The following is a 14,340-nucleotide window of genomic DNA, read 5'->3' as shown; positions in this document are numbered from 1 at the left end:
AGGCGTCTCTCAATGCATTAGCGAACGCGATCCCCAGAGCCCTTACCAACGACAGTTTGTACTAAATAGGTGAAATAATGTGCCAGCGTCATTGTTTCTATCATCTGCCTATCGTACTCGGCCAGTTTTTGTGGTGTAGACATATCTACCGCATTAACCTGGGCCAGACCTGTAATCCCCGGTAACACCTCAAACACCCCCCGCTTTTGCCGTTCTTCAATCAACTCCTGTTGATTAAACAGGCAAGGTCTCGGCCCGACCAGGCTCATTTCACCTTTGAGCACATTAATCAATTGCGGTAATTCGTCTAACTTGGTTTTACGTAAAAAAGATCCGAGCGGCGTGATAGCCGCACGACTCGCAAGGTGTGTCGCAACCGATTCTGTTTTCACCGCCATAGTGCGAAATTTAATAAGATTAAACGGGCGTTGCCGTTTGCCAACACGCTGTTGAACAAATATCGGAGACCCCGTATCGAATAATCCCAACAGATAAACCACGACCATGACAGGCCACAAACACAGCACTCCAATCAGAGCAAGCATGACATCAAAAATACGCAACATAATTACCGCTCAACGTTTACCATCTGTTTTAAATGAAAAATATTCCGCTATTTGGCGTTTTTAGCCTCACCAGATTGCGCTAAAAACGCATTCGCTGTAATTAGCATGGCTTGATGGTAAGGGATGCTGGGCTGCCAGCCAAGGCAGCGCTGGGTATCAGATATATCGACTTGCAACGAGCCTAATAAGCGTTCAGCCATCGCTCGTTTACCGCACATTGCCGCCGCATATTTCAGAAATGCCACCGGGCACCGCCAGCTACGATTTTTTACCCCTAACGCACGAGCCATATCAGCCAATAATGTTGCGGTAGAGACATCATGATTATCCGAAATCATCCAGACTCTACCGGCAGCTAAAGGGTGCTCAAGGCATAATAATACTAAACTCACTAAATTATCGATAAATACCAGGCTGCGGCGATTGTCAACGGCAGCCAGTGGTAACGGAACGCGTTTCATCATCCAACGCATCATTGACTGAAAATTCGCTTTAACGCCAGGCCCATAGACCAGGGGGGGACGAATAATGACGATGTCCAGACCGGTTTCGCGCGATAACGCTAACAATCCTTGCTCTGCCTCGAATTTACTCAATCCATAGGGATCGGTAGGCGGAGTCACGACCTCTGCGCAAAAAGGCTGCCCTGCTGCGGTTTGTTCACCATTCACTTTGACGGAACTGATAAAAATAAATCGTTTTACCCCAGCCTCACTTGCCTGTCTGGCCAATTGCAGCGTTCCTGCCACATTGGTCTGCCGATAAAGCGACAGCATATCCTGTTTATCATTCATCTGATGGACTCTGGCTGCGCAATGCACAATGACATCAATGTCATGTAGCGCGGGTCTCCAGTCGGTAGACTCCGTCAGGTTCGCAAAAAAGAGGGACGGCTCGCCTTCGCTGGCAGCACTCAAGCTACGCTGACCTACGCAGGAGATGCCTTGCTGTTGCGCCAGAGCTATCACCCGGCTTCCGACAAAACCACTGCTGCCTGTGACAAATATTTTCAAGATAATTACCTGATTTAAAACCCATACCCAGTAAGATGAGGCAATTAACGATGAGGCGATAAATGTCGCCGCATACTGTCATCGCATACTACGGTATAGCGATAAAAACGAACAATGCGATACTATTGGCGTAAGAAGCAGCACACGATGATAGCGCCCACAAGATCTTTAACCAAAATTCAGCATAACACGACTGGTCAAGCCATTAGCAGACCACTAAAATACCCGATTAATATCACTTTACTGTCACATCCAAACATTCAGGTTCTTGATGTTAAAATTCATTTCGCTTTTGCTTAATGCTGAACGCGCCCAGAAGCGCACCGTGACGGTACTGTATGACGTTATCGCCATTATTGTCTCGCTCTATCTGGCTGTGGCTGTTCGCCTGGGTACGATGACCTTTCAGGTCGGTTATGCTGAAATTGCAAGCCTTGTCGTCACCCTTTCTATCACTATTTTAGTTTTTATCCGCTGTGGCATGTATCGGGCCGTATTGCGCTACATGATGCTACCTGCAATGGGATATGTTTTTTTATCCGTCATCTTATCTGCGATTAGCCTGTCATTGAGCAGTTTCTTTTTTCAATCTTTTGTACCACGCAGTGTGCCTTTCATCTATGCGGGTTTGGCCACTTTGGCACTGGGAAGTCCTCGCGTTCTTATTCGTACTTTTTATTACCACTATTACAAGCGCCAGAAGCCAAACGTCTTTATCTATGGTGCTGGTTCGACGGGGCGAGATCTGCTCTATGCGCTGATTCAGGGGGATGAATATCACCCGGTAGTGATATTTGATGATGATGAAAAAAAAATCGGGCAGATTATTTGCGGTATTCGAGTTCATCACAGCAGTGAATTTGAAAAATTAAAACCTCTGTATCAACCCGTGAAATTGCTATTGGCAGTGAACAACATCAAGAAAGGGCAACGCTTACGGTTACTGGAAAAATTATCGCATTGGCCAATTGAAGTGCAATCGGTTCCCTCTGTTGAAGATATTGCGGCAGGTAAAGCCGTTGCAACTGAAATACGCGATCTGGATGTGGCGGATTTATTAGGCCGTGAAGCGGTTGATCCAGACAAACAACTAATGGCAAAAAATATTTCTGGCAAATCAGTGATGGTCACAGGGGCCGGTGGCTCTATTGGTTCAGAGTTATGTCGCCAAATACTTACACAGCGTCCTCGTGTCTTGGTGCTGTTCGAACTAAATGAATACAACCTCTATACCATTGATCAAGAATTACAAAACATCAAAAAACGGCTGAAATTAGAAACGAAAATTGTGACTGCACTGGGTTCTGTACAAAAACAGAATCGGGTGCAAAAGCTGATAAAAGCCAATCAGGTAGAAACTATCTATCACGCGGCAGCATACAAACATGTTCCTCTTGTTGAGGAGAACGTTATCGAAGGAATCCGTAATAACGTTTTTGGTACTCTGGCTTGTGCTGAAGCAGCTATTGCTGAGGGTGTCACCAATTTTACGCTTATCTCAACGGATAAAGCCGTTCGCCCTACGAATATAATGGGCACCAGCAAGAGAATGGCTGAACTTATTCTACAAGCATTGGCGGAACGCCAGCATCAGACTATTTTTACGATGGTGCGTTTTGGTAATGTATTAGGGTCATCAGGCTCTGTTGTCCCCCTATTCAAGAAACAGATACGTCTAGGAGGGCCTGTTACTGTAACCCATCCAGATATTATTCGTTATTTTATGTTGATTCCTGAGGCAGCACAGCTTGTTATACAAGCCGGTGCTATGGGAATGAACGGTCAAGTGTTTGTATTAGATATGGGGGAACCCGTCAAAATTCTTGATCTCGCACGACGCATGATCAATTTGATGGGGATGAAAGAATACATTGAAGGGTATAGTGATGAGGGCGATATTGCGATCAAATTTACTGGGTTACGACCAGGAGAAAAATTATATGAAGAATTATTGATCGGTGAAAATGTAGAGGGAACCGATCATCCTAAAATTATGACAGCACAAGAGGAAAAACTCAGTTGGCAAGATATGCAACTGTTATTGGATAAGTTAGATAGATGTTGTCATGATTTTAATGTGGAGTCAATTAAAGCTATTTTGCTAATGGCTCCTACAGGATATACGCCGACGTTGAATAAGAAGGGTTGATATTGTGACTAATATTTTTATTTCTGTTGTCAGCCATAACAGTGATGCCCTAATTATTGAGAGTAATGTGTTATCTGTACTGGCTAAAAATTTTACGGTTGTTATTAAGTGTAATACGAAACCCAGCACCCAGTTACTTGAGTATGCAGAAAAATCAGGAATCACATTACTCAACGAAAAGTATGGATTAGGGTTTTCACAGAATAATAATTATGTTTACGACTATTGTCGGCATAATCTATGCATGTCCAGTGCTGATTTCTTTCTGGTATTGAACCCTGATGTAATTATTGATGTCGCTGAGTTGGTAAAGCTTCATGACATCGTTGAAAGAGAACGTGCGGAAATATGTACAATTAACCTTTTTAAAGACAAGGAAAAAAAACACCCTGAGAATTCTATAAAAAAATTCCCATCATTATTAGCACCATGGTCTGCTTTTTTTAACAGAGCACGACTGGACGTATACGATAAATCAGAAATAAAAAAACCTATTCCTATCGACTGGGCTGCAGGGTCATTTCTTCTATTTCGAGTGGATGTTTATCAATCTTTACATGGATTTAATGAAGGTTTTTTCATGTATTTCGAAGATGTGGATATTTGCAGAAGGGCGAGAAGGAAAAATATAGAAATTATTTATTATCCAAATATTGAGGCTGTACATATTGGTGCTTATAAGAATAGAAATATACTATCACGTCACTTTCTTTGGTATGTAAGAAGTTACCTTCGTTATCACTTTTCTTTCTAATGGCTGAAGGCGAAGTTTTCTCTGTGAGATAAATATAATTCTTTATGAAATACTCATTTTTATAATAAAAATTAGCTTCTTCTTTAAATTAAAATAGATATACCTCTGCGGTTTAACTATTTCTATATTTAATTAAGAAAATGTTTTTACGCTTACTCTTCAACTTCTTTCAAAATTCATATTAAAAAAATAATTCTAACACCCGTATAAATAATATATAGAAAATTAAAGCAATGAACCTACAGTATTACTGTAAATAAAAAAAACGGCTACCCAAAGGTAGCCGTAATAAGAAGGAGAGATAATGTATTACTTAACGAAACAGAGCGTATGGGTTAACACCGCGATAGGTTTTGCCCAACGCTTTTAATACTTGAGTGATTTGACGGACAATACTCATCGGTTTTACCCCCACACACTGAATAGAATTAGTTGTTGAACATACCGAAGTTAACGGTGAAATTTTCAAACATAGCGATAACTTTTTTCAGAAAGGTCATTGTCGTATTCCTCTAGTCGATTCATTATTTATGTGATGCTCTTCACGGTTTTAAAGATACACCTCGATTAACTTCGGGTCAACTTTTTCGTGATGTTCATCACAAAAAAATGAGCCATCGGTCGGTTGATTCTGAACCACTGTTTTATTTTTCAATTAAAATCAATGTATTGCTTTACCTTCTGCAGCGGACATTTGTTTCATCTTTGTTCATCACTGTGCGTTTGTGTGTTTTATGGCGGAGCCTTGGGTATCACGTCCGGCGATACTGGCAGGAATAGCAGTTGAAATGGATCTCCAGAAGGCAGGATAATCTGCGGCCTTAATAGCAACAGGCAGGGCTCGGCCTCTCTGTAATGCGGTGGTTAATCGTTTGCGTAGCGGTTGGAGCGGGTAAAATGGCAGTCTATTTTGCACCTGAACAGTGCGTGTGCCCGCCATAGGCTTCTTGTTAGCCCTGTGCCGATGATGATGCTCGATAACCATAATTATTTGATAAGAATGACAATTCAGGGGGATATATAATGTCTAAGACGACTCGTCAGGTTGACGATACGGCGCGCCCGACCTGCGCGCTTGATGCTTTCTTCAAGATTACACAGCGCGGAAGTAGCGTTCGTCAGGAAGTGCTGGCGGGCCTGACGACCTTTCTGGCAATGGTTTACTCAGTGATAGTTGTTCCGGGGATGCTGGGTAAAGCCGGTTTTCCTCCGGCCGCAGTATTTGTTGCCACCTGTTTAGTTGCAGGGGTTGGCTCGTTGTTGATGGGGTTGTGGGCTAACTTGCCGATGGCAATTGGTTGCGCAATTTCACTGACGGCGTTCACCGCTTTTAGTCTGGTGCTGGGGCAGCATATTAGTGTACCGGTTGCGCTGGGCGCTATTTTTATGATGGGCGTGCTGTTTACCGTCATCTCGGCCACAGGTATCCGCTCTTGGATACTGCGTAACTTGCCTACCGGGGTTGCGCACGGTGCCGGTATCGGTATCGGCCTGTTTTTGTTGATTATTGCGGCCAATGGTATTGGTCTTGTTATCAAAAATCCAATTGATGGTTTGCCCGTTGCGCTGGGGCACTTCACCGCGTTCCCGGTTATCATGTCGCTGATTGGCCTGGCTGCCACTATTGGTTTGGAAAAGCGTCGTGTCCCTGGTGGGATACTGATTGTCATTATCGCTATTTCAGTTATTGGTTTGATTTTTGACCCCAATGTGAAATATCAGGGATTATTCGCCTTGCCTAGTCTGAGTGATGCGAATGGTCAGTCACTGATTTTTGCTCTGGATATCAAAGGCGCGTTGCAGCCAGTCGTGTTACCAAGTGTGCTTGCGCTGGTGATGACGGCAGTATTTGATGCAACCGGTACTATCCGTGCCGTTGCAGGGCAGGCGAACCTGCTGGATAAAGAAGGGCAAATCACTAATGGTGGACGGGCGCTAACGGCTGATTCTGTGAGCAGCATTTTCGCAAGCCTGGTTGGGACGTCGCCTGCGGCAGTGTATATCGAATCAGCGGCGGGTACGGCGGCTGGCGGTAAAACCGGATTAACGGCCACGGTGGTTGGGGCGTTGTTCCTGCTGATTCTGTTTTTATCACCGTTGTCTTATCTGGTACCGGCTTACGCTACGGCACCCGCGCTGATGTATGTCGGTTTGCTGATGCTAAGTAATGTTTCCAAACTGGATTTTAACGACTTTGTTGATGCCATGTCTGGCCTGGTATGTGCTGTATTTATCGTGCTGACCTGTAACATTGTGACCGGCATTATGCTGGGTTTTGGTTCACTGGTGTTAGGGCGTCTATTTAGCGGTGAATGGCGTAAGCTTAACGCTGGTACGGTTATCATTGCGGTCGCGTTGGTGGTGTTCTATGCCGGCGGCTGGGCGCTTTAACGCGCTTTGTTAAGCGTGATGCTCGAATTTATTAAGGGGAACTGCGGTTCCCCTTTTTTGTTTTTCTTTGCTGATTTTCTTGTTGTTTCCTGTTCATCACACAATATCTTGTTATTATTGAAAAATGTTACTCTATAGATAGTGTGGGCTGCGTGGCTTATCGCAGTTTGGATGCGTTTCATGTAATGGCAGGCAACCAGGGAACACATGGAAATATTTTTCACCATTCTTATCATGACGCTGGTGGTTTCACTTTCTGGCGTTGTTACCCGTATTTTACCTTTTCAGATACCACTGCCGCTGATGCAAATTGCGCTAGGCGCTATGCTAGCCTGGCCTCAGTTCGGCTTACATGTTGATTTTAATCCCGAATTATTCATGGTGCTGTTCATTCCTCCATTGCTATTTGCCGATGGCTGGAAAACCTCAACCCGTGAGTTTTTGCTGCATATGCGGGAAATTCTTGGTCTGGCGTTGGTATTGGTTGTGGTGACGGTGGTGAGTATCGGTTATCTGTTGCATTGGATGATACCGGAAATGCCTTTGGTGGCGGCGTTCGCCCTGGCCGCAGTATTATCGCCCACCGATGCTGTCGCGCTGTCTGGCATCGTCGGTGAAGATCGCATTCCGAAAAAACTCATGGGGATTTTGCAAGGCGAAGCGCTGATGAATGACGCATCCGCGCTGGTTTCGCTGAAATTTGCTGTCGCGATTGCGATGGGCACCATGGTCTTTAGTGTCGCGGGCGCTACGCTGGCGTTCTTGCAGGTGGCGCTTGGTGGTTTGCTGGCGGGTATTGGTGTGGCCTGGATTTACAGTAAATCACTGGTTTTGCTGGGCCACCAAACGGACGATGATGCCGCAACGCAAATTGTTCTGCTGCTGTTATTACCTTTTGCTGCCTACCTTATTGCCGAGCATTTCGGCGTATCAGGCATTTTGGCGGCAGTAGCATCGGGCATGACCATGAGCAGAACGCAATTGCTGCGTCAGGCACCGCTCAATATGCGGCTTCGAGCCAATGGCGTGTGGAATATGCTGGAGTTTGTGTTCAACGGTATGGTGTTTCTGATGCTGGGGCTGCAATTACCCGGCGTGATTGAAGAGTCCATCGTGCAGGCTGAACTCGACCCGACTATCGAAACCTGGATGCTGTTTGCCGATATTTTGCTTGTCTATTGTGCGCTGTTGCTGCTGCGTTTTGCCTGGTTGTGGTTAGTGAAACTCTATAGCCGAGTGGTTAATCACAAACATCCTATGTTATTTGCGCGCTATACATCGCGTGAAATTTGGATCAGTACCTTTGCCGGCGTGCGGGGGGCGATTACGTTAGCCGGCGTATTGTCGGTTCCCCTTTATCTCAGCGATGGCGTGCCGTTTCCATCCCGCTATCAACTGGTGTTTATTGCTACCGGCGTGATTCTGTTTTCTCTGTTATGTGGTGTATTGGCGCTGCCTTTATTGTTAAAAGGCATCACGCTGACCGATCACAGCATGCAGAAAAAAGAAGAGCGCATCGCCCGCGTAACAATGGCGCAGGTGGCAATAGACAGCCTGAAGAAAATGCAGGAGCGGCTAGCCGCCGATCGTGAGGAAAACCTTGATGAGCAGGTTTTAGCCGAAGTAAGTGCCCGAGTTATCGGGATGCTGCATCGACGGGTCGCAGGCACTGATGAACTGGAAAACAGTATGGCGATTGAGAACCTTGAGCGGCGTTTTCGGTTGGCTGCGGTGAATGCCGAGCGTGCCGAACTCTATCACTTGCGAGCCACGCAGCGTATCAGCAATGAAACCTTGCAAAAAATGCTCAGAGAGCTCGATTTACTCGAAGCGGTGTTAAGCGAGAAGGTGTAATAAAAAAGCCGGGGAGACCCGGCTTAACAGAAGAGAGAAGAGATGGCATAACTGGCGTTATGCCATGTTTTCGTTAGTGCGAAGACCCTTTGGAAATACCAAGGCCAGTTTGTGAACGAATAAACTGCGCTTTAAACTTATTGCGCTCTTCAACGGCATTAGCCGAGTTATCGGTAATCGAGAAGAACCAGATACCGATGAAGGCGACCAGCATCGAGAATAACGCCGGGTATTCATAGGGGTAGATAGGGGTGGCATTACCCAGAATTTTCACCCAGATAGTTGGCCCCAAAATCATTAATATCACGGCTGTTAGCAGCCCGGCCCAGCCACCGATCATGGCTCCACGTGTTGTCAGCTTAGACCAGTACATTGACAGCAGGATAATCGGGAAGTTACAGCTGGCGGCGATAGAGAAGGCCAGGCCTACCATGAAGGCAATGTTTTGATTCTCGAACAAAATCCCCAACAGAATGGCGACGACACCCAGCGCTAATACGGTCATTTTTGACACTCTCAGCTCATCGCGCTCAGTTGCTTGCCCCTTCTTGATAACGTTTGAGTACAAATCATGTGATACCGCCGACGCGCCAGCCAGCGTAAGCCCAGCGACAACGGCCAGAATCGTGGCAAATGCGACGGCAGAGATAAAGCCCAGGAAGAAGTTACCGCCGACGGCATTAGCCAGGTGAATCGCTGCCATGTTGTTGCCGCCTATCAGTGCGCCTGCCGCATCTTTGAAGGCCGGGTTAGCGCTGACTAACAAAATGGCACCAAAGCCGATGATAAATGTCAGGAAGTAGAAATACCCCATGAAGCCAGTGGCAAACAACACGCTTTTGCGAGCTTCTTTGGCATCACTGACGGTGAAAAAGCGCATCAGAATATGCGGCAAACCCGCTGTACCAAACATCAACCCTAACCCAAGTGACAATGCGGATATCGGGTCGGAAACCAGTCCACCCGGCTTCATGATTGCGCTGCCTTTGGCATGGACTTTCATGGCTTCGGAAAATAGCGTGTCAAAGCTGAAATTGGCTGCTTTTAACACCATTAATGCCATGAATGTTGCGCCACACAGTAACAAGACCGCTTTGATTATCTGCACCCAGGTGGTTGCCAGCATGCCGCCAAACAAGACATACATCACCATCAAGATGCCCACTAACACGACGGCGACATGGTAGTTCAGGCCAAACAGTAACTGGATAAGTTTGCCTGCACCGACCATTTGCGCAATCAGATAGAGGGCGACCACGACCAGCGAACCACAGGCTGAGAGCGTTCGAATCGGTTTTTGCTGCAACCGGTAAGAGGCGACATCAGCAAAGGTATAACGCCCAAGGTTACGTAACCGCTCGGCTATCAAGAACAGAATAATAGGCCAACCAACCAGAAACCCGAGCGAATAAATCAGGCCATCAAACCCCGATGTGTAAACCAGAGCGGAGATGCCAAGGAAAGAGGCCGCAGACATGTAATCGCCTGCGATAGCCAGGCCGTTTTGAAAACCGGTGATATTTCCGCCAGCCGTGTAGTAATCACTGCGCGAGCGAGTACGTTTGGAGGCCCAGTAGGTGATGTAAAGTGTGGCGGCGACAAACAACACAAACAGTACGATCGCTTGTACGTTTAGTGGTTGTTTTTGCACATTACCGGAGACGGCATCCGCCGCCCATGCTACCTGTGCGAACAGTGGCAGCCCCAGCAAACCAGTCAGCAGCAAAAGACGGCTTTTCATTTTTGCACCTCGTTGAGCAGTTCTTTGGTCAGGCGATCAAACTCATGATTAGCACGGTAGACGTAAATACCGGTTAACGTGAAGGAGATGATAATAAGACCGATACCCAATGGGATACCACGGGTGGTGCCTGCGCCAGGGGCAATGGGCGTTCCCAGCCAGCCGGGTGCGAATGCAATCAATAAAATAAAACCGATGTACAGTACCAGCATGATCAGTGAAAGAAAGGCGGCAAAACGCTGCCGTTTCTGCACAAGCTCTTGAAACTTGGGGTTAGCCTCAATCCGTTGATAAATGAGATCATTCATCATAAATCTCCAGTCAGGTAGTACGTATCGTCCTGCCGGACGGCTGTTTTTCAGGTGCCATCACACACCAGATAACACAGAGCTTCTGGTGTGGATGACGCTGTTTTTATCGGATAACGATTAAGACGGTGTGTTGTCCATAGCTTGCTTTTCTTCCAGCAGCTTCTCTACGACGCCAGGATCTGCAAGCGTAGAGATGTCCCCGAGATTGCTGGTATCTCCAGCGGCAATCTTGCGTAGAATTCGACGCATGATTTTGCCGGATCGGGTTTTCGGTAGTGCGTCGGTCCAATGCAGGATGTCCGGCGTCGCGATAGGGCCAATCTCTTTACGCACCCAGTTGCGCACCTCGGTATAAAGTTCGCTGGTGGGTTCCTCACCATGATTGAGGGTGATGTAAGCGTAGATAGCCTGCCCTTTGAGACTATGGGGAATACCGACCACGGCCGCTTCAGCGATTTTAGGGTGAGACACCAGTGCCGATTCGATTTCCGCCGTGCCCAGACGGTGCCCGGAAACGTTTAATACATCGTCAACGCGGCCGGTTATCCAGTAGTAACCATCTTCATCGCGCCGCGCGCCATCACCGCTGAAGTACATCCCTTTGAAGGTGGAGAAATAGGTTTGTTCAAAGCGCTCATGGTCGCCAAACAGTGTGCGGGCCTGGCCGGGCCAGGAATCTGTAATCACCAGATTCCCTTCGCAGGCACCTGCTTGCGGCGTGCCAAGATTGTCTACCAACGCGGGTTGAACGCCAAAGAATGGCAACGTGGCTGACCCTGGTTTGGCTTCAATCGCACCCGGCAGCGGCGTTATCATGAAACCACCGGTTTCTGTCTGCCACCAGGTATCAACAATAGGGCAGCGGCTGTTACCTATTTTCTTGAAGTACCATTCCCAGGCTTCCGGGTTTATCGGCTCGCCAACAGAACCCATGATTTTGAGTGACTGACGAGAAGTACCTTCAATCGCTTTATCACCATCGGCCATTAACGCGCGAATCGCTGTCGGGGCGGTGTAGAGAATATTAACCTGATGCTTATCCACAACCTGACCCATACGGCTGGCGCTAGGCCAGTTAGGAACACCTTCAAACATCAGCGTAATCGCACCGCAGGCCAGCGGGCCATACAACAGATAACTGTGTCCCGTTACCCAGCCCACATCGGCCGTACACCAATACACATCACCAGGATGGTAATCAAACACATATTTAAATGTGGTGGCGGCATAGACCAGATATCCACCGGTAGTATGCAACACGCCTTTGGGTTTACCGGTCGAACCTGAGGTGTAGAGAATAAAGAGCGGGTCTTCGGCATTCATCTCTTCAGGCGGGCAGTCATCATCTACCTGAGCGATAACATCATGCCACCAGAGGTCGCGGCCTTCCTGCCAGTGACCCGCTTTACCGGTGCGCTGGAACACGATGACGTGATTGACGGTGGTCACAGCGGGGTTACGCAGCGCTTCGTCAATATTCTTTTTCAATGGAATCGCACGCCCGGCGCGGATACCCTCATCGGCGGTGATAACCAGTTTGGCACTGGAATCGACGATCCGCCCGGCGATGGATTCTGGCGAAAAACCGCCGAAAATGACGGAATGTACTGCGCCGATACGAGCGCAGGCTAACATGGCGACAGCGGCTTCTGGCACCATTGGCATATAAATAGCGACGACATCGCCCTTACGAACCCCTTTTGCTTTTAGTGCATTCGCAAAACGGCATACGGCAAGGTGCAATTCTCGGTAACTCACGTGACGGCTTTCACGGCTGTCATCGCCTTCCCAGATGATCGCTGTTTGATCACCCTGAGTGTCTAGGTGGCGATCGAGGCAGTTTGCTGACACATTCAGCGTGCCATCCTCGAACCAGCGGATGCTGATATGACCGGGATCAAAGGAGGTATTTTTCACCTGCTGATACGGTTTGATCCAGTCAACGATCTTGCCTTGTTCCCGCCAAAAAGCATCAGGATCCTGAACCGATTGCTGATACATTTTCTGGTATTTTTCGGCGGTGATTAACGCATTTTCTGCAATAGTTGTGGGTATAGGGTGCTTATTATATTGGCTCATAGCGCTTCTCCTTAAACATTGTTAATATTATGTCAATCAAAGGTTAATAACAGCGAGCCGTTAACATTTGTTTCTTTTTTGCGCGACGGATCACGCATTGCTGAAAAGGGCTGAGGCATTTGCTATTCAAGAATAGTCTTATATCGATATGTGTGAGGCCGCAGTGCGGGGGATGTGGCTGCTTTATGCGAAGGAGTTCACATTTTTATCGGCAGAGATCGCGCGATCTGTTTTGTTGAAGATTTCTATTAATGAAAAACACATTTTGATTGGTTTTTACTATCGTTAACCAGATCCAGATCGGGCTACATGATCAAAAGGGCAAAAGATCGGCCTTATTTGAACGATCAACTGCTGTTAAAAGCAGATATAGTGCAAACGACCTCTAAAAAACAGAGAAAACGGGATTATTCGTTGCCAGTTTGTTTTTTCTGTAACCAGAATGTGAGTAATCAATAGCCTGATTAGTGTAATAGACAATTTCGATTTACGTTCAGTCAAAGAGGTCTATATAGTCTGTTGAAAGAATACATTTATATTTATTAGACTGCATAATAACGAAGGGAATTAACCTCCCTGTTGCAAGTCTCTGTCTTGATTGGCTTAATTCCAATTATATCAACGGTTTAATTATTATGATTGTCGGATAAATATCCGGCTGATTTTAAAACTATCTTTCGTTTTCCGGCAATATCGTGGATATCACCGAGAGATATATTTCACATAGCAGAAGGCAGAGTTTATATGAGTCTGATATTTGGACAGAACGAGATAATGAGTATGTTAAGCGCCCCTGTCCATAATGACAGACGTGCGATTGCTGTGATTGACGAGAAATGTAAGATACTTTGCGCAAACTCTGCGTTTAATGCGCATTTTGGTTTACGTAGCGGTACTAACGCTCCTGCCTCTATCGATGATGTGTTGCCTGTGAATGTGCGCTTTGCCTATCAAGATTTTATGACAAACAATGACTTACTTAGTACCCATGTCGCCTGGGATCTACTATCGGATGGTTTCGCTAAAAAACCCTTGAGCACGCTCTCTTTTTCCAAGCTGAATGTGGAAGATAGAGTGTTATCGCTGTTGATCCTTAATCAGGATGAGAGTGAGATCCCGACAAATATGGCATCGTAAGCAAGATTTTTCTGCCCGTGTTAATGCATTTTTGCTGCCGGTTGTGAGCTGTTTCCATTCGATTTATCCTCCCCCATTTTCTGCCTCGCTGTGATTTTAATATCGATACGTTTCGATAACGGATATCGCTTATCCAGCGCATCAAGTTTTTATAATTAAATACACTTAATTAATTAAAATGTGTTCTTTTTCCGTGTTCCTATGTTGAGTACCTTTGTACGTGATGCGTGACGTGAATAGTGGCCGCTTGCTCACCTTTATATCCTGTTCGTGGATAACCGCATTTAAACAACACTATTATCATGGTTATTTAATGCGGCCATATTGCCGGGCGATAGCTGGCAC

Annotated in this window: 10 protein-coding genes; 5 read left to right on the top strand and 5 right to left on the bottom strand. The window is 46.5% G+C overall.

Annotation, left to right across the window (positions count from 1 at the left end):
* Positions 1–17: 17 nt before the first annotated feature.
* Positions 18–566 (bottom strand): sugar transferase, encoded by a 549-nt coding sequence (locus tag O1Q98_RS08125; RefSeq protein ID WP_125258319.1) that lies wholly within the window; start codon positions 564–566, stop codon positions 18–20.
* A 47-nt stretch (positions 567–613) separates the two neighbouring features.
* Entirely contained in the window at positions 614–1,579 is a 966-nt protein-coding gene (locus O1Q98_RS08120; protein WP_125258320.1) for a UDP-glucose 4-epimerase family protein, read from the bottom strand.
* A 271-nt stretch (positions 1,580–1,850) separates the two neighbouring features.
* Here O1Q98_RS08120 and O1Q98_RS08115 point away from each other — a divergent pair, with 271 nt between their 5' ends.
* The 4 genes from O1Q98_RS08115 (at position 1,851) to O1Q98_RS08100 (ending at position 8,727) form a co-directional block, all read left to right on the top strand.
* Positions 1,851–3,728, top strand: coding sequence for a polysaccharide biosynthesis protein (locus tag O1Q98_RS08115; RefSeq protein WP_125258321.1), 1,878 nt, complete (start codon positions 1,851–1,853; stop codon positions 3,726–3,728).
* 4 nt (positions 3,729–3,732) lie between these two features.
* Positions 3,733–4,482: a glycosyltransferase gene (locus tag O1Q98_RS08110; protein WP_125258322.1), complete on the top strand. Its 750-nt coding sequence runs from the start codon at positions 3,733–3,735 to the stop codon at positions 4,480–4,482.
* Between the two features lie 1,023 nt (positions 4,483–5,505).
* A complete protein-coding gene (locus O1Q98_RS08105) occupies positions 5,506–6,873 on the top strand; it encodes an NCS2 family permease (protein WP_125258323.1) in 1,368 nt (455 codons plus the stop codon).
* Between the two features lie 207 nt (positions 6,874–7,080).
* Positions 7,081–8,727, top strand: a complete 1,647-nt coding sequence (locus O1Q98_RS08100; RefSeq protein ID WP_125258324.1) for a Na+/H+ antiporter — start codon at positions 7,081–7,083, stop codon at positions 8,725–8,727.
* A 73-nt stretch (positions 8,728–8,800) separates the two neighbouring features.
* On the opposite strand, the gene actP is transcribed toward O1Q98_RS08100, so the two are convergent.
* From actP to acs, 3 genes are all read right to left on the bottom strand, one after another.
* Complete coding sequence (gene actP, locus O1Q98_RS08095; protein ID WP_125258325.1) at positions 8,801–10,468, bottom strand: cation/acetate symporter ActP; 1,668 nt, start codon at positions 10,466–10,468, stop codon at positions 8,801–8,803.
* On the bottom strand, positions 10,465–10,776 hold the full coding sequence (locus O1Q98_RS08090; RefSeq protein ID WP_125258387.1) for a DUF485 domain-containing protein: 312 nt from the start codon (positions 10,774–10,776) through the stop codon (positions 10,465–10,467). Before O1Q98_RS08090 ends, actP begins: the two co-directional genes overlap by 4 nt.
* Positions 10,777–10,896: 120 nt before the next feature.
* Positions 10,897–12,858 carry an acetate--CoA ligase gene (gene acs, locus O1Q98_RS08085; protein WP_125258326.1) on the bottom strand — a complete coding sequence of 654 codons (1,962 nt, stop codon included), beginning with the start codon at positions 12,856–12,858 and terminating at the stop codon, positions 10,897–10,899.
* Positions 12,859–13,602: 744 nt separating this feature from the next.
* Here acs and O1Q98_RS08080 point away from each other — a divergent pair.
* The gene (locus tag O1Q98_RS08080; RefSeq protein ID WP_125258327.1) at positions 13,603–13,995 is read left to right on the top strand and encodes a transcriptional regulator; all 393 of its coding nucleotides are present in this window, start codon (positions 13,603–13,605) and stop codon (positions 13,993–13,995) included.
* The last annotated feature ends 345 nt before the right edge of the window (positions 13,996–14,340 follow it).

This window comes from Dickeya lacustris, from assembly GCF_029635795.1.
GTDB lineage: Bacteria > Pseudomonadota > Gammaproteobacteria > Enterobacterales > Enterobacteriaceae > Dickeya > Dickeya lacustris.
The sequence above is the reverse complement of the archived record's forward strand: the minus strand, read 5'-3'. Positions and strand labels throughout refer to the sequence as shown.

Bases quoted from the DNA above. Each gene is read 5' to 3' on its own strand.
- O1Q98_RS08125 (WP_125258319.1), bottom strand. From the start codon at position 566: ATGTTGCGTATTTTTGATGTCATGCTTGCTCTGATTGGAGTGCTGTGT.
- O1Q98_RS08115 (WP_125258321.1), top strand. From the start codon at position 1,851: ATGTTAAAATTCATTTCGCTTTTGCTTAATGCTGAACGCGCCCAGAAG.
- O1Q98_RS08105 (WP_125258323.1), top strand. From the start codon at position 5,506: ATGTCTAAGACGACTCGTCAGGTTGACGATACGGCGCGCCCGACCTGC.
- O1Q98_RS08100 (WP_125258324.1), top strand. From the start codon at position 7,081: ATGGAAATATTTTTCACCATTCTTATCATGACGCTGGTGGTTTCACTT.
- actP (WP_125258325.1), bottom strand. From the start codon at position 10,468: ATGAAAAGCCGTCTTTTGCTGCTGACTGGTTTGCTGGGGCTGCCACTG.
- O1Q98_RS08090 (WP_125258387.1), bottom strand. From the start codon at position 10,776: ATGAATGATCTCATTTATCAACGGATTGAGGCTAACCCCAAGTTTCAA.
- acs (WP_125258326.1), bottom strand. From the start codon at position 12,858: ATGAGCCAATATAATAAGCACCCTATACCCACAACTATTGCAGAAAAT.
- O1Q98_RS08080 (WP_125258327.1), top strand. From the start codon at position 13,603: ATGAGTCTGATATTTGGACAGAACGAGATAATGAGTATGTTAAGCGCC.